The organism is Sphingomonas sp., from assembly GCF_050725575.1.
Classification (GTDB): Bacteria; Pseudomonadota; Alphaproteobacteria; order Sphingomonadales; family Sphingomonadaceae; genus Sphingomonas.
The window spans coordinates 1-18,692 of sequence record NZ_JBOHHW010000035.1 but is presented as its reverse complement, the minus strand read 5'-3'; the positions used below and the strand labels follow the sequence as shown (position 1 = coordinate 18,692).

23 protein-coding genes are annotated in these 18,692 nt (G+C 63.3%); 9 read left to right on the top strand and 14 right to left on the bottom strand.

Annotation, left to right across the window (positions count from 1 at the left end; translation table 11 throughout):
- Positions 1-99 precede the first annotated feature (99 nt).
- Positions 100-612 carry a hypothetical protein gene (locus ACRECS_RS19575; RefSeq protein WP_431584624.1) on the top strand — a complete coding sequence of 171 codons (513 nt, stop codon included), beginning with the start codon at positions 100-102 and terminating at the stop codon, positions 610-612.
- 65 nt (positions 613-677) lie between these two features.
- Here ACRECS_RS19575 and astD read toward each other — a convergent pair whose 3' ends face one another.
- The gene (astD, locus tag ACRECS_RS19570; RefSeq protein ID WP_431584623.1) at positions 678-2,093 is read right to left on the bottom strand and encodes a succinylglutamate-semialdehyde dehydrogenase; all 1,416 of its coding nucleotides are present in this window, start codon (positions 2,091-2,093) and stop codon (positions 678-680) included.
- A 71-nt stretch (positions 2,094-2,164) separates the two neighbouring features.
- Positions 2,165-3,532, bottom strand: a complete 1,368-nt coding sequence (locus tag ACRECS_RS19565) for a protein adenylyltransferase SelO (protein WP_431584622.1) — start codon at positions 3,530-3,532, stop codon at positions 2,165-2,167.
- A 37-nt stretch (positions 3,533-3,569) separates the two neighbouring features.
- Between ACRECS_RS19565 and ACRECS_RS19560 the strand changes: the two genes are divergently transcribed.
- From ACRECS_RS19560 to ACRECS_RS19550, 3 genes are read left to right on the top strand one after another with little or no spacing between them, the layout of a single operon-like run.
- Positions 3,570-4,460, top strand: coding sequence for an alpha/beta fold hydrolase (locus tag ACRECS_RS19560; protein ID WP_431584662.1), 891 nt, complete (start codon positions 3,570-3,572; stop codon positions 4,458-4,460).
- Between the two features lie 35 nt (positions 4,461-4,495).
- The gene (locus ACRECS_RS19555; RefSeq protein ID WP_431584621.1) at positions 4,496-5,254 is read left to right on the top strand and encodes an SDR family oxidoreductase; all 759 of its coding nucleotides are present in this window, start codon (positions 4,496-4,498) and stop codon (positions 5,252-5,254) included.
- Entirely contained in the window at positions 5,251-6,378 is a 1,128-nt protein-coding gene (locus ACRECS_RS19550) for a glycosidase (RefSeq protein WP_431584620.1), read from the top strand. Before ACRECS_RS19555 ends, ACRECS_RS19550 begins: the two co-directional genes overlap by 4 nt.
- Before the next feature lie 10 nt (positions 6,379-6,388).
- Here ACRECS_RS19550 and ACRECS_RS19545 read toward each other — a convergent pair whose 3' ends face one another.
- Positions 6,389-6,748: a hypothetical protein gene (locus ACRECS_RS19545; protein ID WP_431584619.1), complete on the bottom strand. Its 360-nt coding sequence runs from the start codon at positions 6,746-6,748 to the stop codon at positions 6,389-6,391.
- A 252-nt stretch (positions 6,749-7,000) separates the two neighbouring features.
- On the opposite strand from ACRECS_RS19545, the gene ACRECS_RS19540 reads away from it, so the two are divergent.
- Positions 7,001-7,606: a hypothetical protein gene (locus ACRECS_RS19540; protein ID WP_431584618.1), complete on the top strand. Its 606-nt coding sequence runs from the start codon at positions 7,001-7,003 to the stop codon at positions 7,604-7,606.
- Positions 7,607-7,643: 37 nt separating this feature from the next.
- On the opposite strand, the gene ACRECS_RS19535 is transcribed toward ACRECS_RS19540, so the two are convergent.
- The 10 genes from ACRECS_RS19535 to ACRECS_RS19490 all read right to left on the bottom strand — a co-directional run bounded on the left by ACRECS_RS19535 (position 7,644) and on the right by ACRECS_RS19490 (position 14,122).
- A complete protein-coding gene (locus ACRECS_RS19535) occupies positions 7,644-8,189 on the bottom strand; it encodes a hypothetical protein (RefSeq protein ID WP_431584617.1) in 546 nt (181 codons plus the stop codon).
- Positions 8,190-8,587: 398 nt separating this feature from the next.
- On the bottom strand, positions 8,588-9,118 hold the full coding sequence (locus tag ACRECS_RS19530; protein WP_431584616.1) for a dihydrofolate reductase family protein: 531 nt from the start codon (positions 9,116-9,118) through the stop codon (positions 8,588-8,590).
- 137 nt (positions 9,119-9,255) lie between these two features.
- The gene (locus tag ACRECS_RS19525; RefSeq protein WP_431584615.1) at positions 9,256-9,732 is read right to left on the bottom strand and encodes a hypothetical protein; all 477 of its coding nucleotides are present in this window, start codon (positions 9,730-9,732) and stop codon (positions 9,256-9,258) included.
- 86 nt (positions 9,733-9,818) lie between these two features.
- Entirely contained in the window at positions 9,819-10,118 is a 300-nt protein-coding gene (locus ACRECS_RS19520) for a zf-TFIIB domain-containing protein (RefSeq protein ID WP_431584614.1), read from the bottom strand.
- Positions 10,119-10,122: 4 nt separating this feature from the next.
- A complete protein-coding gene (locus tag ACRECS_RS19515; RefSeq protein WP_431584613.1) occupies positions 10,123-10,836 on the bottom strand; it encodes a Bax inhibitor-1/YccA family protein in 714 nt (237 codons plus the stop codon).
- A gap of 27 nt (positions 10,837-10,863) precedes the next feature.
- Complete coding sequence (locus ACRECS_RS19510; protein ID WP_431584612.1) at positions 10,864-11,064, bottom strand: YdcH family protein; 201 nt, start codon at positions 11,062-11,064, stop codon at positions 10,864-10,866.
- 421 nt (positions 11,065-11,485) lie between these two features.
- Positions 11,486-12,001, bottom strand: coding sequence for a hypothetical protein (locus ACRECS_RS19505; protein ID WP_431584611.1), 516 nt, complete (start codon positions 11,999-12,001; stop codon positions 11,486-11,488).
- A gap of 267 nt (positions 12,002-12,268) precedes the next feature.
- A complete protein-coding gene (locus tag ACRECS_RS19500; protein ID WP_431584610.1) occupies positions 12,269-12,727 on the bottom strand; it encodes a hypothetical protein in 459 nt (152 codons plus the stop codon).
- A 245-nt stretch (positions 12,728-12,972) separates the two neighbouring features.
- Positions 12,973-13,329 carry an iron chaperone gene (locus tag ACRECS_RS19495; RefSeq protein WP_431584609.1) on the bottom strand — a complete coding sequence of 119 codons (357 nt, stop codon included), beginning with the start codon at positions 13,327-13,329 and terminating at the stop codon, positions 12,973-12,975.
- A 94-nt stretch (positions 13,330-13,423) separates the two neighbouring features.
- Entirely contained in the window at positions 13,424-14,122 is a 699-nt protein-coding gene (locus tag ACRECS_RS19490; RefSeq protein WP_431584608.1) for a winged helix-turn-helix transcriptional regulator, read from the bottom strand.
- A 148-nt stretch (positions 14,123-14,270) separates the two neighbouring features.
- Here ACRECS_RS19490 and ACRECS_RS19485 point away from each other — a divergent pair, with 148 nt between their 5' ends.
- The 4 genes from ACRECS_RS19485 to ACRECS_RS19470 all read left to right on the top strand — a co-directional run bounded on the left by ACRECS_RS19485 (position 14,271) and on the right by ACRECS_RS19470 (position 18,231).
- Positions 14,271-15,428 (top strand): acyl-CoA dehydrogenase family protein, encoded by a 1,158-nt coding sequence (locus ACRECS_RS19485; RefSeq protein ID WP_431584607.1) that lies wholly within the window; start codon positions 14,271-14,273, stop codon positions 15,426-15,428.
- Positions 15,429-16,433: 1,005 nt separating this feature from the next.
- Positions 16,434-17,237 carry a hypothetical protein gene (locus tag ACRECS_RS19480; RefSeq protein ID WP_431584606.1) on the top strand — a complete coding sequence of 268 codons (804 nt, stop codon included), beginning with the start codon at positions 16,434-16,436 and terminating at the stop codon, positions 17,235-17,237.
- Between the two features lie 185 nt (positions 17,238-17,422).
- Positions 17,423-17,617: a hypothetical protein gene (locus tag ACRECS_RS19475; RefSeq protein ID WP_431584605.1), complete on the top strand. Its 195-nt coding sequence runs from the start codon at positions 17,423-17,425 to the stop codon at positions 17,615-17,617.
- A 65-nt stretch (positions 17,618-17,682) separates the two neighbouring features.
- Positions 17,683-18,231, top strand: coding sequence for a GNAT family N-acetyltransferase (locus ACRECS_RS19470; RefSeq protein WP_431584604.1), 549 nt, complete (start codon positions 17,683-17,685; stop codon positions 18,229-18,231).
- A 3-nt stretch (positions 18,232-18,234) separates the two neighbouring features.
- On the opposite strand, the gene ACRECS_RS19465 is transcribed toward ACRECS_RS19470, so the two are convergent.
- On the bottom strand, positions 18,235-18,692 hold a 458-nt coding region (locus ACRECS_RS19465; RefSeq protein WP_431584603.1), incomplete at its 5' end, for an EamA family transporter.

Sequence of the window (18,692 nt, the reverse complement as noted above, 5' to 3'; positions counted from 1 at the left end):
CTTCCGTTGCATAGCTGACGGGATATTTGGCGTGGGACTTTACAGTTCTTCAACGAGCTCTGGCTAAGAAACTCTCAAATTGAGGCGGAGGTCATTTGTATGTTTGGCCGTAAAGGCTTGACGGCAGCGGCAGGCACATCGCCAGCGGGGGAATTGCCGGAAGCGTCCAATCAGCTCGCGGCTCAAATCAAGGTCGAGTCCGCTACCTGTCACCCTCTTGTATTTGCTGCAAAAATGGTGGGGTTCTTCAGTCCTCCGTCCACTCCAGGCGCGGCTGAACACATCACTGTTGAAGACATTGACCATCCAACTATTTGTGAAACTCAAAGCAACGGGGCCATCGCGGAAGGTCTGTCGTTCAAGTTTGTAGGTCAAAGGGGAGAAAGCGGCGTCATCTATATGTTCGAGGGTTTTGCCGCCATTTGGCCCAATGGCGAAACGAGCCCTCGTGCAAGGATTTCCATCGATACCATCGGAAAATATGTCGGGAATTATTCCGGGTGCGTGCGCGATGTGACGCTGCGTATCAGGCCGCAGCCGCACCGGGAGAGCGAGCAGGAGCGTCGCATCAGGGGGCGGCTCCCTGATTTTCTGGATCAACCGTCTCGATAGCGCTGCTTTTCAAGAAACATGGCCAATCGGGCTCGGCAAAACGGCGTTGCCGCTCGCTGCACGCCCTATCCGTCGCGCAAACCGACCCCGATGCTCGCGCGTGCCTGATCCGCTTCGTTCGACACCACCGGATAGGCGCAATAATCCGCGGCATAATAGGCGCTGGGGCGATGATTGCCCGACCAGCCGATGCCGCCGAACGGCGCGCTTGAACTGGCGCCGTTGGTCGGCTTGTTCCAGTTGACGATCCCGGCGCGGGCATTGGCCCAGAACCGGTCGTAGAGCGCGGGGTTCTGGCTGATCAGCGACGCCGACAGGCCGTAGCGCGTGTTGTTGGCCTCGGCGATCGCCTCGTCGAAAGTCTTGGCGCGGATCACTTGCAGGATCGGGCCGAACAGCTCGATATCGGGGCGGTCCTTCAACTCGGTCGTGTCGATCAGGCCGGGGGTGAGGAACGGGCGACCCTCGACCAGCCGTTCGGGGTGACGGATCGGCCGGCCGCCGCGCATCATCAGCTCGAGAAAGCTCTCGGTCAGCTGGTCGGCGGATTCATTGTCGATGACGCAACCCATGAACGGGGCAGGGGTGGCATGCGGTTCACCGACGATCAGCTTGCCGGTCAGCTTGTTCACCTGCTCGATCACCTGGTCATAGACGCGGTCGTCGACGATCAGGCGGCGCGCGGCGGTGCAGCGCTGGCCCGCGGTGGTGAAGGCGGACTGGACGATCAGCGCCGCGGTCGAGTGGAGATCGGGCGATTCCCACACGATGATCGGGTTGTTGCCGCCCATTTCCAGCGCCAGGATCTTTTCCGGCCGGTTGGCGAACGAGCGGTTGAGCAACAGGCCGGTGCGCGCCGAGCCAGTGAAGAGCAGCCCGTCGATATCGGGATGCTCGGCCAGCGCCTTGCCCTCGGTCGGGCCGCCGATCAGCACGCGGATACAGCCCTCCGGCACGCCGGCGGCGTGGAAGCATTCGACCAGGAACACGCCCGACGCCGGGGTCTTTTCCGACGGCTTGAAGATCACCGCATTCCCCGCGAGCAGAGCGGGCACGATATGGCCATTGGGCAGATGCGCAGGGAAATTATACGGGCCGAGCACCGCGAGCACGCCGTGCGGCTTGTGCCGCACCGCCATGCGGCTGCCCATCGGCGCGTCGATGCGGCGCTGCGCGGTGCGTTCGGCATAGGCGCCGACCGAGATATCGACCTTGGCGATGACGGATTCGACTTCGGTGCGCGCTTCCCAGAGCGGCTTGCCGGTCTCACGCGCGATCAGGTCGGTAAAGGCGTCGGCGCGGGCACGCACGACATTGCCGAAGCGGCGCAGCGCCTCGATCCGGAAGGCGAGCGGCTGTGCTGCCCAGGCGGCCCAGCTGGCGCGGGCGAGCGCGACTTCGGCATCGACATCGCCGATCTCGCGCCGCCACAATATCGCGCCGGTCGCCGGTTCGGTTGAGATGATTTCAGTGCCCGCCATCGTGGAAAGCTTTGCCTTAGTTTCTCAGGGGAATCCACTAGTGGCGTTCAACCTCCGCGTGCCAGGAAGGGTCAGCGGAGCGCGTCACCCATTTCGCGGATCGCTCTGACCTTCGCTTCCAGCGGCGCCCAGTCATCGCGCTGATCGATCGCCGTCCAGATCGCCTCCACCTCATCGATCAACATCGAACAGGGCGCATCACCCTGCCAATAGCCATGCGAACGATCGGCACGCGGTTGATACGCCGCCAGCACCGCGCGCGCCTCGTCGAACGCGGCGCTATAACTCTCCGGCACCTGCCCGCCGAAACTGTCGAAGAAGAAATGGTCGATCGACGCGCCCTCGCCGCGCAAGCCGCGCTCGACCGCCTGGACCACGGCGCGGTCGCTTTCCGTATCGCGCGGCCGCAGGCCGAGCCGCCACAGCACTGCATCGGACACTGCCGGCTGATAGCGCTCCCCGAACGTGTCGAGCGCTGCGATCAGCGGTTCCGCCTCGCTCACCGCGCGCAATGCCACGGCAAGTTGCATCGCATCCCAATGGATCGCCTCGGGCTGGCGGCCAAAGGCGTAGAGCCCGGCATGGTCGAAATAGGCCGCGGTAAAGCCCGGGTCCCAGTTCGGCGCGAACCGCCACGGGCCGTAATCGAAGCTTTCCGCGGTCACGTTGATATTGTCGCTGTTGAGCACGCCGTGCACGAAGCCGGCGGCCATATAGCTTGCCGCGAGTTTCGCGGTGCCGCGCACGACATGGTCGAGCAGCCGCACCGCCCCGTCGTCGCCCGCTTCCTCATTGAAATAGTGCCGCAGCACATAAGCGATCAGCCGCTGCATGGCGTCGGCGTCACGGACGTAAGCGAGCCGCTGGAACGTGCCGATGCGGATATGGCCATGGCTGAGCCGCACCATCACGGCCGAGCGGGTCGGGGAGGGCTCGTCGCCGCGCTCCAGCGCTTCGCCGGTCTCGATCAGCGAGAAGGTGCGCGAGGTCTGAACGCCAAGCGCTTCGAGCATTTCGGTGGCGAGGATCTCGCGCACGCCGCCCTTGAGCGTCAGGCGCCCGTCGCCGAAACGGCTCCACGGCGTCTGGCCGCTGCCCTTGGTGCCGAGATCCATCAGCCGGCCGCGATTGTCGCGCAGCTGCGCGAACAGGAAGCCGCGGCCATCGCCGATATCGGGATTGTACACGCGGAACTGATGGCCGTGATAGCGCAGTGCCAGCGGCTGATCGAGGCTGCCGGGCAAGGGCTGGAAACGGCCGAAATGCGCCAGCCACTCCGCCTCACTCAACGTCTCGAGCCCGACCTCGGCGGCCGCACGGTCATTGCGGAAGCGCAGCCGGGTTTCGGGAAAGTCCGCCGCCGCCACGGGATCGTAGAACGCCTCCCCCAGCTCGAGAATCGCGCGTTCGGGTCGATATGCTTGCGGGGATGCTGCCATGCAGCGATATGGTGGTTTCGAACCGCAGGACGCAACCATGGCCGCTTATGAAAATCGATATTGGTGGTCGAATGACGGCATCCGGCTGCATTATCGCGATTACCCTGCGCTTGAGGGGCCAGGCCGCGACGACCGCCCGCCGATCCTGTGCCTGCCCGGCCTGACGCGCAACGCGCGCGATTACAGCGTGCTGGCTGAGCGGCTGGCGGGCGAGTGGCGCGTCATCACCATCGACCTGCGCGGGCGCGGCGAGAGCGGTTATGCCAAGGATCCGATGAGCTATGTGCCGCTGACCTATGTGCAGGATATCGAGGCCTTGCTCGGCGAACTCGGCGTCGACCGCTATGTCGCGTTCGGCACCTCGCTTGGCGGGATCGTGACGATGTTGCTGGCGGGCACCGCGCGGGAGAAGATCGCCGGCGTGCTGCTCAATGATGTCGGGCCGGAGATCGACCCGGTCGGCCTGTCGCGGATCCGTTCCTATGTCGGCAAGTCGCAGGCCTGGCCAACCTGGATGCACGCCGCGCGCGCGGTCGCCGAGGGCAATGACGGTGTCTATCCCGATTATGACATCGAGGACTGGCTGGCGATGGCGAAGCGGCTCTACCGCCTTAACAGCGCCGGGCGGATCGTGCTCGATTACGACATGAAGATCGCCGAGCCATTCCGCGTGCCCGGCAATGAGGCCGGGCCGGACATGTGGCGCGCGCTGGATCAGCTGCAGGGCGTGCCGGCACTGATCGTGCGCGGCGAACGATCCGACGTGTTTGCGGCCAAGACCGCCGCTCGCATGACGGCGACGCTTGACGGCTCGGAACTGGTCACTGTGCCGGGGATCGGCCATGCGCCGACGCTCGATGAGGCACCGGTTCGCGCCGCGATCGGGCGTTTACTCGACAAAGTGACGATGGAACCGGCGCGAGTCTGAACGCTTGTCCTCCCGACACCCCTCGGGAGATTTGCATGACCGACCTTAAAGACGCCCATACCGCCGTCACCTCGCTGAACGGCAAGCGCGTCATCATTACCGGCGGCACCACCGGGATCGGCCGGGCGATCGCCGTGCTGCTCGCCTCGGAGGGCGCGCGGGTGCATATCTGTGGCCGTACGCCGGAGCATCTCGAGGATGCGCTGAAGCGGATCAACGAAGTGGGTGAGGGATCGGGCACGGCGATCGACCTGGCCGAGCCGGACAATGTCACGCGCTATTTCGCCGATGCGGTGAGCTGGCTTGGCGGGCTCGACGTCGCGGTGATCAACGCCGCCGTTCCCGCCAATGCTCTGTCCGAGACGAGCGTGCAGGATCTCCGCTACCAGATCGCGACTGACTTCACCGCCTATCTGCTCAGCGCGCATGCCGCGATCGACCGCTTCGCCGGGGCGGGCGATATCGTGCTGACCGGGTCGATGTCGGCGCATGTGCTTGGGCCGGGATCGACCATTTATGCCGGGATGAAGGCGGGCATTGCCGGCTTTGCCGAGGCGCTGCGCCGTGAACTGGGCGACAAGGATGTGCGCGTCGCGCTGATCGAGCCCGGCAAGACCCAGGCCGATTTCCACTATCCCGATATCGACGCCGAAGAGCAGAAGCAGAAAGTGAAGGACGAAACCATGCTCCGTTCCGAGGATATCGCGGTCGCGGTGCATTTCGCCCTGACTCAGCCGCGCCGCACCGTGGTGCAGCAAATGACCGTGGTGCCGCGGCGGAGCGAGGGTGAATGAGCGTGCCGGCACCGTTATTCGACGCATTGCTGTTCGATCCGCGCGATGTCGACCTGTCGCGCTCGCCGCTTGCGGGCAAGGTCGATGCCGAAACCTATGTCCTCGGCGCGTTCAACCCGGGCCTGACGCGGCTGCCGGGTGGCAATCTGCTGCTGATGGTGCGCGTGGCGGAGGCGCTGCGCACGCCGATCCGCGACGGGCATATCCATGCGATCCGCTGGGACGATGGCGCTTACCGGCTGGATGAATGGCCGCTCGATTTTGTCGATACCTCCGATCCGCGCAAATTCATGATGCGCGGCGGCGGGTGGAAGGTGATGGCGCTGACGTCGCTCTCCTGGCTGCTCCCGGTCGAACTCTCGGCGGATGGCCGGCGGGTCGAGGCGGTGCATTACGACCGTGCGGTCGAACCGCGCGCGCCCTATCAATGCTATGGCGTGGAGGATGCGCGGATCAGCAAGGTCGGCGATCGCTGGCTGATGACCACCTGCTCGGTCAGCCCGGAACGCCATTCGACCACGCTCTATACCTCCGACAATGCGCTCGACTGGCAGCTTGAGGGGATCGTGCTCGATCACCAGAACAAGGACATGCTGGTGTTCGAAGGGCTGGTCGGCGGCAAATACTGGGCGCAGACCCGGCCGCTCGGCGATCTCTATTTCGCCTATCCGCCGGGCAGCGATTGGCGCGCGGGTCCATCGATCAACCTCGCCAGCTCACCCGATGCGCTGCACTGGAAACCCTATGACAAGCCCGGCATCCGCCCGCACGCCGCGACCATGGCGACCGCGCGGATGGGCGGCGGCGCACCGCCGATCCTGACCGACAAGGGCTGGCTGACCTTGTGGCACGGGGTCGAGCCGCTTGGCGTGGTCGGCATCTACCGCACCTATTGGTCGCTGCTCGACCGTGACGATCCGGGCGTGGTGCTGCACACCAGCCACGACCCGCTGATCGAGCCGCGCGCCGCGCTGACCGATCCGCTCAAAGAGCTGATGTATCTCGACAATGTCGTGTTCACGACCGGGATCGCCGATGCCGGCGACCATTATGTCGTGGCCAGCGGCGAGGCCGATCTGGCCTGCCGCATCACGCATCTGGACAAGCGCGTGTTCGGGACATAGCGCACCGCGCTCACTGATAGCGCAGCGTCTTCTCGAACCCCTCATTTGTTTTGGTCATCCTGGCCAGTTTCCTGAGCTGGCCGCGAACATGTCGCTCGAACCGCACATCGTCATGGATGCCGGTCGCCCGATAGTCGTCCTGGCCGATCAGGTCCTTGAGGCGCTTGGCGAACATCGCCTGCTCGTTTGTGCAATCCGAGGCTGTCAATGCACGGCAGACCCATTCCTCGGCCGCCGCCTTGTCATACTCGTCCTGCGCCTCATATCCGCGCCTGTCCGCTGCCGCCTGATCCAGCTTTGACGCCTCGAACCGGCGCGCCAGCCATTTGCGAACCAGTTCGCCATCCCATGCCTTTGATGGATTGCTCATCATTCTCTCCAAACCTGGTTCGCCATTGCCCCAATAGAGGGAAGGAGGGCAGAAGCCAGCTCCGCCAGAGCGGCGGTTGCCGCCGGACAGCGATGCGCTCCCTTTCGTCGTTCGGATCTGTTGCTGACTCGCCCTGATGCGGTCATTGTCCAATCGGCTGCGGAGCGTCCGCCGTCACCTTGCGTTCATGGCCAATGGCCATTGTCGGATGACATCGTCTGGGAGATCTGGGCCTTGGAGATTGAGTGCCGAATGCGTGAACTGGTCCATGCTTGGTTTCGGACGACCGTCCGATCGACAGTCATTCCGGCCGCTCTCGTCACGGGACTGTTCACGAATGCTTCTGCCGCCGCCCAGGACTATGCCCTGCGCGATGTCGCTGGTTGGACGGTGGCGGCAAGCAAGGATAAAAGCGGCTGCTTCCTGACCAGGACGTATGAAGGAGCCGGGGGGACGACCCTCTTCCTCGGCCTCGATATCGATGGCAGCAATCGTCTCTCGGTCCTGAATGACAATTGGTCGATCAAGGAAATGGACCGGCTGAACCTGAACTTTCGGCTCTCCAGTGGCGGCTATTCCAAGCAGCTGGTCGTCGGCATGGCGTCCGAAGGAAAAAAGGGCTTCGTCACGAATTTCGAGGAAAAATTCCCCTCCTATTTCGCCGCATCCCGGGCCCTCCACATCTATCGCGGCGACGTGCCGGTCGAGCAGCTAAGCCTGGATGGGAGTGGCGCGGCGGTTGCCGAGCTGCGCCGCTGTGTCGACATGTACAAGGCGAAGCCCGTGGCTGGTGCGCGGGAGAAGGGGCGGTCGGACCGGATACCCAAAGACCCGTTTGCCCCTGACCCCAAGCGATGATCGGAGGATCCAGCGGTGGCGGCAGCTGCCGCGTTGCTTACCAAAGCACCGAGAGCGGGTAGAGCAGGATCAGCCAGATCAGGCACGCCATGACGACGCGCCGTTTGTTGACGACGATCGCGATCAGGATGACGGGGAAGAAGGACAAGGTCACCACGGCTGACCGCAGATTGACGACGGGCAGGCCGCCAAGCGCCACCGCAGTCGTCAGCAGGGCCGCATTGCACAGCAATATGCCGATCAGCACCTTGCGGCTGTGCTTGTCGAAATGGCCGTCGAGATTGCCCCACTCCTCGGGATCGTCCGGAAAGATCAGCGACGTCGACACATAATAAATGCCGGTGACGACGAAGCCTCCGAACATAACAGGCCAGTTGAGCGGGAGCAGGTCACGGAGCGACCAGCCATACATCCAGAAGGTGACCACGTCGCATGAGACGAAGATGCCGAGCAGCGCCGTCGCATAGCCGATGCGGACCTTGTGGCTCGCCTTGATCGATCGGGACAGGCCACCCAGCCCCTCGGCAAGCGCCAGTCCCAGCAATAGCCCGAACAGCGAGAAGATGAATTCAAACCCGCTCATCCGCCAATGCACCCCCATGACACGTCATCGACACGCCGTTCTGGCGTTCCGCCCCACCGATGCGATAAAGCGGCGCAGCTTGTCAGTCCAGCCGGCGGAATCGGCTGTGGTCGCTAGAGGATGTTGCCGCTAGGATGGACGAGATAGCACCAGCCCCGAAGGCGCGGGGCCTTACAAGAAGCGGGAGGCGGTAGCATGAGCAGCCTTTGGTGGATTATTCCGGTTGGCGCTCTGATACTCTGGTGCGTTGTCCAGCTATTCAGGGGCGGCGGGCCGCCATCGGGTAGGAATGAGGACAGCACATCAGGGTATGATGTCAGCGGCTAAATTCAAACTGAGACACTCCGATCGGACGTGTCGGGAAAGGATCCGCTTTCGGGGCTGTCGTCGGGGTGAGATCAAGCCGGAACATAGCTCAGGCGGATCACGTCCTCGCCGATCCGGTCATGAGTCATCAGGCGGAGCGGCGGCCGGGGTCCGGCGAAATAGGGCGTGCCGTGACCCAGCACGACCGGGTGCAGATAGATGCGATATTCGTCGATCAGGCCAAGTTCGGTGAGGCTGTGCGCCAGGTCCGGGCCGGCCACTTCGATTTCCCCGTCGCGCGCGGCCTTTAGCGCGCGGATCGCCGCTTCAAGGTCATCGCCGATCAGCGTGGCGTTGGGGCCAACCGACGCCAATGAACGCGAGACGACCCATTTCGGCTGGTTTCGCCACGCCGCTGCGAAGGCATGTCGCGCTGTATCCCATTCAGGATGGTCGTCGTCCCAGTAGCGCATGATCTCATACATCTGGCGGCCATAGATGCTGCCCGCCTGCCCCTCGGCCTCCGCGATAAAGTGGCGGAAAAGCGTGGGGCTTGGCCCGAACGCCATATGGTCGACATAGCCGTCCAGCGACTGGTTCATGCCGAACACGAGCCTGGCCATACCACCTCCTGCCTTCACGCGGCATATCCGGTCGGTTCCGGCGCGCGATTCTGATTGCATTATGCAATCGGTTTCAAGCTAGGGCGACTGATCTTGTATCGCAATCGTTTTTTTGGCGTGCTTACCGGCAGCTGGCGTTACTTCCGCGAGTTGCTGACCCGCTTGATCGCCTGCCGTTTATCGATGGAGAATTCGCGTCCCCTGGCCGCGCATTCGGCAATAAGGCTATTCGCCCATTGCCTCGTGATCAGATAGGAACTGCCCGCCGCCAGCCTTGGATCATCTGGCGCGACGACATCCTTGTCCAGCCGCAGATAGCGTTTCGCCGCTGTCAGGTCCTGAATGCCAGAGCGTGTCGGCTCCCAGAGAATGATCGCCTTGCCGTCGCGCCAATGCACCCATGCCCTCTGGCTTCCATCATCAAGCGTGTCGCCGATCACGCAGAGATGATTGGCATTCGTCCTGGCCTTGCGCGCGATGAGCCTGTCGAGGGTCAGTTCGACCGGAGCGAATGCGCTGTTCTCCGTCACGTTGAAAGGTCGCGCCACGACCGCCTCGGCTCGTGCCGTGCCAATGGAAAACGCAGTAAATATAATGAGAAGGGCGGGATTCATGGCGCGGGATCTCGTCATTCTCAGGCCCTTCGAAAAGATCGTTCCGGGGCCACCATAGGCGGTGACCCCGGCTCGATCGACCGACTTCAGTCGAACAGCTCGGACAGGAACGAACGACGCTTGCCGCCGTCCCGTCGGTAATGGTCGTCCCGGTGACGATCGTCATCATCACCGTCGCGCTCATAGGGCCGTGTCCGGCCGAACGCGTCGCGCTCGTCGCGCGGCCGGTATTCGGCCGAGCGTTCGACGATCTTGTCCAGCTCGCCGCGATCGAGCCACACACCGCGGCAGGTCGGGCAGCTGTCGATTTCGATCCCCTGGCGCTCGCTCGGCATGAGCTCGCTGCGGCAGACCGGGCAGGGCAGGATGTTGCGCGTGCTGTTCATGCGCTCACTCCTCACGCTGGCCGAGCAGGCCAAGCAGCAGCTGGAACAGGTTGATCAGGTTGAGATAGAGCGACAGCGCGCCCATCACTGCGAGCTTGTCGGCGCGTTCGGTGCCGGCATGGGCCGCATACTCGCTCTTCAGCCGCTGCGTGTCCCACGCGGTCAGGCCGGTAAAGACCAGCACGCCGGCGACCGAGATCACCAGCTGCAGCGTGCCCGACCCGATGAACAGGTTGAACAGGCTCGCGCCGACCACGCCGATCAGGCCGACGAACAGGAAGGTCGAATAGCGCGTCAGGTCCTGCTTGGTCGTATGGCCCCACAGGCTCATGCCGGCGAACACCGCGGCGGCGGTAAAGAACGCCTGGGCGATGCTGGTCTCGGTGAACACCAGGAAGATGCTCGCCATCGACACGCCCATCACGCCGGCAAAGGCGAAGAAGGCGGCGCGCGCACCGGCCAGGCTCATCCGCTCGATGCGGAACGACAGGAACATGACAAAAGCGAGCGGCGCGAGCATCGCCACCCATTTGAGTGGCGTGCCGAAGATCAGCGCGCTGAGCGCCGGCGTCGCGGCAATCGCCAGCGCGACCAGTCCGGTGAGCGCCAGGCCGAGCGCCATGTTGCGATAAATGCCGAGCATGTAGCGGCGCAGGCCTTGGTCAAAGGCCGCGCCCTGACGGGCGCCGGCGCCAAAGGCGGGGAAACGGGTGTCCATGATATAATCCTTGAGCTGAATGAGGGGTCAGATCGCCGCGGGCGAGCGGCCGCGCGTGGCGCGGCGGGCGGCGGCGAGCTGCCGGTGCAGATTATCCTTGATCGCGAGCCGCCGCTTCTTGAGCGTGGCGAGCCGGAACCCGTCGGGCATCCGGCGCGCGACTTCGCGCGCAATCTCCTGATTGAGTGCGCGGTGGGCTGCGATGAGCCGCGTAACGATGACAGTCATAAAACCTCCAATCGACGTTGATCGATCGGGCCTGCGTCGCTGCGGGAGGGAGGAGTGGCGGGGTAACCAGGCCGTTCCTGCACCGAGCAAGCTCGATGCGGTCCGACATCACGAGGGCTTTGGTAAGCCCTCGCCAGAGGGGCCCGGTACCGCCCAACTGATTTATGGCGGACGGCGGAGAATTCAAGGGCGGCCATGGCCGCGCTGGGACGCGCTCATGCCGTGGAACTGGCGCCCAGACTTCCAGACGATCGCCGAAGCCGAATAGGCAATGTCGCAATTCGCCCAGTTGCTGCCGTTCGTGCGCGGTCGTACCGCGCCGGAAAGCAGACGCTGGAGAGACCATCTTGACCGGCATCCGCATCTACGGGACGAAGACCGTTCAACGGCTTCTCACCAGAAGGGTTGCTCGTAGATCCTGTCAGTTCGTTCGATTGTAGAACCGCTTATAGACAATCGGCGTAGAGAATAGTGGACTGATGATGGTGGTATTTTCCACCAAATCCTGGCCGACACTACGATAGGTTGTGGTCCGATCGCTGTCGTCGCCATGGAATGCTAGAGAGATGGCTTCACCATCAGCTTTTGCCGACACATCGAAAACAAGCGCTTCAATGAGCTTCCACTTGATCGGCTCTTCGCCTATCCAAACGACGATAGGTGTTTTGGCATCATAGGCGATCCCGACTCGATCTCCTGCGATGGAGATTCTAATTCTATCTACCGCAATGGACTTGCGGAGCCTCATGCGAGCGAGAGGGCGCTTGGCGTTGGAAAGGTCGGCGCTAGCGCGGTCGATCGCTTGAAAGGCGTTGTCACTACGCGCCTCGTCCAGAACATAGATGCCTGAAACCACACCTTGCACCGGGCTCGCGGAGCTTGAGGTAGAGCTCAAGATGGCAACTCCGATCGCCGCCGACAAAGTCCAATGACGCATCGCACGCTCCTCAAATTCCGCTGCTCGCCGGTACGGGTGTAGCGACGATCCGGATTAGCGCATAGGTGATGCCTTGGTTGTCGGATCGAGGGACTTCCTCCCGTTTGTAGACGCACGGACTGGCGGAGGGCTGGCCGTATCAGAGGGCCCAGCCTCGCGGCCGCTAACTCGATCTGCAAACTCGAAAGCGGACCAGCCGCTCTCCACCAGTTATCACCGTTCCGCGGTCTTCAGACCACGCTTTTTGTTCGCCCGGTGAGCGGCAGCTCAGGCGGGTCGCCTGGGGCTCGATGGGGCAGGGTCCGGGGTCGGCGTGCAGCGCGGCTCTTGCTGGTTCCATTCCGGGATGATCCTCAGCCGGCGCTTACCCCAATAGCTCAAATCCATCGATATCCGGACCGGTGATCCCTTGCGTGTATAGATAATCTGGTCCCCCCGGCGACCCTCGCCGGTTTGACAGTAGCTCCAGCCGGCCCGCTCCAGCGCGTCTGTTATCTGGTACACCGCGTAATTGTCCCGGTCGTGCCAGAGTGTCACCTGATCGAAACCGCCCCTGCCGTCGCCGCCCACCAGATCGACGGCGGCTTCATAGGGCCCGCTCTTCGCGATCATGACCGCGCGCCGGCGACAGCGCATTCGGATCGCGTCGGTATTGAAACAGCTGGTGAAACCGGCGCGCTGCGCATCGATCAATTTACCGCTGACCGGCAGGCCGCCAAAAAACATCGCTGGCGGCGGATCGCGTACCGGTTGGCATCCGGCACACAGCCCGGCACACAACATTGCCGCGGCTAACGCGCCACCGGGAAAGAGCGCATGGATTGCGCGCCCCGGCGATAACCGCGCGCTGACGCCATGGGTCAGCCCGGACCGCAAACCCAGAGATAGCGAGGCCCATTGGACAAGAAGTGCAGGCTCAGGGAGTGCAGGCTCCGCGCGGCTTCCAGCGGAGTTGGATTGCCAGGACAGCTCTAAAATCCCTTTTTGCTGCGCGAACTCTTTGCCAGTTTCTCAACCAGTTCATCAGTGATGGGTTTGCTCACCGAGAATGTAACGCCGGTCTTGGTCGCCTTGAGTTTCAAAGAAGCGATCTCGTCGGCATGGGCAGAAATTGCACCTGGATCAACATAGAGGCCGCATTGCTTACTAAAGGCGGCATAACCGGCGATGATCGTGTCTTCGATCTGAAATCCGGGCATGTCGTACTTGATGACTTCTTCGGCATCGGGCAGCGCCCGCGATAGCTGTGCACGCAGTTGAGCCAGCATGGCGCGAAACTGCGCCGGCGCGGCGGCTATATAGGCGTCGTGGCTATCCTTCTTCGTCATGCCGGCACTATGCCTTTCAGCTTGTTCAAAGGCAATAAATGGGGCGCTGAAGCTCTTGATGCCGCTATATCTCGGCACTCCTGAGCCAACCCGCCTATCCGACCAGCTTGCGCTCTTTCGCGAACGGGCTGAGCCCGAGCCAGCGCTGCATATCGGCGGCAATGCGGTCGTCGCCGGTCAGCATCAGGCGCTGGTCGCCGATCGCGCCGGTGACGCTGTCCAGCCCCATCCAGATCGCGGTCATGGTGCGCAGGTCGGACGACACATAGAGGTCGACGTCGAAGCCGGGGTCGAGCGAGCAGAGATCGACATCCGACCCGGGTTCGACCAGCATCCACCACGACCGCCGCTCCGCCGGCAATTCGGGATAGCGGAACTGGATGACATTGCGCCGCGCCGGCAGTGGTTTCGGGTCGAGATGGCGGCGCATGTCCCACATCAGCAACTGGGCATCGAGCCGCTGCAGCGACAGGTCGCTATCGACCCAGCGCTGCCCCCAGATGCCGAACCCCTCGACCAATGGCCCAAGCTCGCGCCCCGCCTCGGTCAGGCGATATTCGAACACCCCCGGTTCGCGCGCTGATGCCACGCGCTCGAGAATGCCGGCCGCTTCCAGCTCCTTCAGCCGCTGCGACAACAAGGCGGGCGACATGCGCGGCAAGCCGCGGCGCAGATCGTTGAAGCGCGTCGATCCCGCCGCCAGTTCGCGCAGCAGCACGATCGTCCAGCGGGTACATAGAATCTCGGCCGCCATCGCGACCGGGCAGAATTGCCCATAGCTGCCATGCGCCATGATGATCTCCCTGAAACCCACAATATCTCGCGTCGGCGGGCGACCAGTTCAGTTTCTGTACCGGGTCGATTCAGTTGCTGAACTAGCGCCCCATCCGCGTCACCTTCATGATGCTCTTTAGTAACTTGAATGAACCAGGGTGAGAATGATGATTGCGACGATTGAAGCGGAGCCCCAGGCCAGCACGGAGGACTGGCTGGCGATCGGTGAGCGTATCGCTGGCGAGATTGCACGGGATGCGGCGCGGCACGATGCGGACGCCACATTCGTCTCCGCCGGTTATAACACGCTCAAACAGGCCGGGCTGTTCAAGGCGCTGGTGCCGGTCGAGCTCGGCGGCGGCGGGGCCGATTACCGGCAGATCTGCCAGGTCATCCAGCGGCTCGGCGCGGCGTGCGGATCGACCGCGCTGGCTTTTTCGATGCACAGCCATCTGGTCGCGGCGGCCGCATGGCGCCGCCAGCACCACAATGCACCGACCGAAGGGCTGCTGAAGCGCGTGGCGGGCGAGGATCTCGTGCTCGTGTCGAGCGGCGGGTCCGACTGGCTCGACAGCGGCGGGACGGCGACGCCGGTCGAGGGCGGCTATCGCATCAATGGGCGCAAGGTCTTTTCCAGCGGCTGCCCGGCGGGCGATCTGCTGGTCACCAGCGCCGTGCTTGACGATCCGGAAAGCGGCCCGACCGTGCTGCATTTCGCGGTACCGATGCAGGCGGCGGGGGTGACCATCCTCGACACCTGGCATGTGATGGGCATGCGCGGCACGGGATCGCACGATATCGAGCTGAGCGATGTGTTCGTGCCCGACGCCGCGATCAGCGGCCGGCGCCCGCGCGGCCCCTGGCATCCGCTGTTCCACATCATCAGCATGATCGCTTTCCCGCTGATCTATTCGGCTTATGTCGGCGTGGCGCGCGGCGCGCGTGACCGGGCGATCGCGATGGCCAGGGGAAAGCCCGCGGCCGGCGCCGCGCTGAGCCACCGCCTGCATCTGGTCGGCGCGATGGACAATGCGCTGACCAGCGCGACGCTGGCGCTCGACGCGATGATCGCGATCGCCGAAACCGCGCAGCCGGGCGTCGAGACCACCAGCCGCACCATGACCGCGCGCACGCTGGCCGGCCAGGCCGCGATCGCCACGGTCGAGCGCGCAATGGAGGTCGCGGGCGGCGCGTCATTCTACCAGGCTATCGGCCTGGAACGCGCCTTTCGCGACGTGCAGGGCGCGCGCTTCCATCCGCTGCAGGAACAGGCACAGCTCGATTTCAGCGGCCGTGTCGCGCTCGGGCTGGATGTCGATGGGTGAGCCTGACGGTGACATGGCGTTCCCCGCCATGTCACCGTCGGCAATTCGGTCAGGGGCCAACGACGAGTTGGGCTCCGAGAGTCTGGAGTGACAAAGAATAAGTACAAACACCTGCTCCCGTAGTGGGGAGCGTCGCCACTCCCGAAAAATTATTATAGGATAACGTTATGTTGGTCCTGAGGCACGGGCCACCAAGACTGATGAATTCCAGACGATCAATCCGGACCTGACTTGTATTGATTGTCCTGAGGGTGACGGGAAAGGTCAATGTCGGGCAAAAACTATGCCCTGTTACACTGCCGCTGGTAAAAGTTACGATACCGGGAGTTGCAGGCGACCCAGTTCCCACGCTCGTCACCGTTCCTGCCAATGAAACAGTGCAGACTATGGGGGACGAGACACCGAAGCTTATCGGCATGCTCCCGGTTGCGTTGACTGGCACACCCAACGCCGGTGACGCGATCGGGTTGGCCATGGCGGGTGTCGCCAGGCCGAGACAGGCAAGAGCGAGAATAGCTTTGTTATACATATCCAGTTCCTCTCCTGGTTGATGCGCTCGCACGCCCTTGCCGCCGGTGATCCTTGAGTCTCCGGCCGGAATGAATGGAAAGGCTTGCAGCGCGGGAAGGCTATAGCATAGCTTTCGCTATCTTTGAAGCTTGGTTCAAAGTTAATGCCCAGTTGCCGGCCGGGAATCCGGAATATTTTTGCACCAAAATGGCAGTTTATTGCGGGTGCCTCAAGTAGATGTCGTGATATCAACTGGATGATCATGCGATAGCGGATAATCAGACTCCGGGCCGTTGGCGCGGAATCGAGGCATTTTCGCGCGCCGGCAAAGGCTGAATCGTGCCGCCGGCGTCACTTCAAGGCTAGGTTTTGAACAGAATCCATCTTGTTCATGCCGTTCTGTTTCCTGTAATTCTCCTTCGACGCGATCCTGTTCGCTGCATGAAGAGTGGTTGCAGATCGCCCGGAGGAGAACCGCCCTGGAGGAGAACGGTGATGCGACATTCTGTTTTGGTTCTGGCCGGAATCGTCGGCGTGACCCTTGCTCCCGCGGCAAGGGCGCAATGCGTCGAATGCGCACAGCAAATGTTTCAGGCAACGCTGACGTCCAATGCATGGTACAATATCAACCAGGACACTATCGATCAGACCCGGTCGCGCGATGCCGGAAACGGTATCTGCTATGATGCCAATCGGCATGTCGGACGCTGTTCCGACAGGTCGAATGCCGCCCGGCCCAATGCTGTTTCTTCCGCGATTGCCAGCCAGACCGAAACCGCGGTGCTGGCGGTGCTCGATGGCGAATATCAGCGCCGCGTCCAGGCCTATGGCAGCGGCAACGCCAGCCAATGGCTCAACAAGGCGGCGGGGGATGTGGGCCGGCAAGTCGGCGGACTGAGCGGGGAATATCGCCGCCGTCTCGCGGCGAGCGGCGGTGCCGGTGCCGACACATGGTATATCGACAGCGCGCGCCAGGTCGCCGCGCGCTACGTCAAGGATGGCGGCGCGAGCAGTGGCGGTGCGCTGGCCGGTGGCGTGCCGCCTGCGACACTGAAAAAGGTCGAGGACGCGGCCTTCGCGGTGCTGGGGCCGGAGATCAACCGGCGCAGCAAAGTCGATGGCCGGGCAAGAGCCGCCGAATGGGCTCGATCCCTCGGGTCGGCGGTCGGCGCCGGCGTCCGAAATCTCGCCCCTGAATACTGGTTGCGCGCCAGGTCCGATGGCCCGGCCAGCGCCGAAGCCTGGCTTGTCGAGCAATCGCGGGGTCTTGCCCGGCGGCAGATCCGGGGCGGGCAATAAGCGGCGGCGCAACTGCTGATCAGGAGTTAATATCCTGAATTAAGTATCTAATGTATATAGATAAATTCTTGTAATTCTCTTGCTTCGGCAAGGGCTGAGATATGACACTACCGGTGTCCCATATCTCCCGTTGAGAGCTCTGAGATATGACACGACCGGTGTCCCATATCTCGCCGGCGAGGCTCATGCTCCTGCCGCGCGACATGCCGCCGGCGGCGATTCAACCATCGCGCGGAATCGGGCAGATCATCGCTTGCCGAACCAATCCCGGCGCGCTCTTTCTCAGTGTCGGCGATAGCATGGCTAAAGCGTCACCAGCGGATGGTTCCGCCTCGACTGCTCTTGCCTTCGTCAAACGGATCGGCATTGACGGGCGCTAGTCCGGGCGAGTGGAGAGGGTGCGACGCGCGCATCGATCCGCTGACCCGGCCAGGAGGTGGAAGCGATGCTTGATGATGCGGCTGACGATGTGGTGCGCCTGATCCCGGCGCAGGACGGCGATGTGCCCGCGATCGTCGCGCTGATGAACCTGGCGTATCGCGGCGACGAGGCGGGCTGGAATACCGAGGCCGGCTATATCGATGGCGACCGGACCAGCGAGCCGTTCCTGCGCGATGAGATCGCCACCAAGCCTCATGCGACTCTGCTGATCTGGCGCGACGAGGCCGATGATCGCTTGCGCGGCTGTGTCTGGCTCGAGCCGCTGGATGAGGGGCACTGGTATCTCGGCTCGCTCACCGTCGATCCGCGGCTCCAGAATGCCGGTGCCGGCCGCCGGCTTCTCGCCGCGTCGGAAGCCTGGGTGCGGGCGCGGGGCGGTGCCGAAATCAGCATGAGCGTCGTCAATGTCCGCGACGGCCTGATCGCCTGGTATGCGCGCCGCGGCTATGAGCCGACCGGCGACATAAGGCCATTCCCCTATGGCGATGACCGTTTCGGCATCCCCCGGCGCGACGATCTGCATTTCGTCATCTTGCGGCGCGCTTTGACCTGATGGTCATACCGGTCGCCGCGCCCTGATCGGCGACCAGCCCAGCGTCGTCGCCGCGGCGGCGAGCAGGATCGCGGCGCCGCCCACGACCTGCAGAAAATACAGCTTGTGCCCGAACGCGGCCACATCGACGATGATCGCGACCAGCGGATAGATGAACGACAGCGCACCGACCCGGTGGGTCGGCAGCTTCTGGATCGCACCGTAGAGCAGGATGAAGGCCAGCCCGGTGTGGATCACACCAAGCGAGGCGAGCATCGCCCAGGTCGATGCGCCGACGGGCGGGGTCGCGACATGGCTGAGCGGCGCGAGCAGCACGATCCCGACGAACACCTGGATCAGCACGATCAGCATCGGCGGCACGCCGGTCAGCTTCTTCGCGGCGATCGCGGCAAGCGCGTAGAAGAATGCCGAGGCCAGCGCCATGGCGATACCGAGCAGATAGTCCGACCCGGTCTGACCCG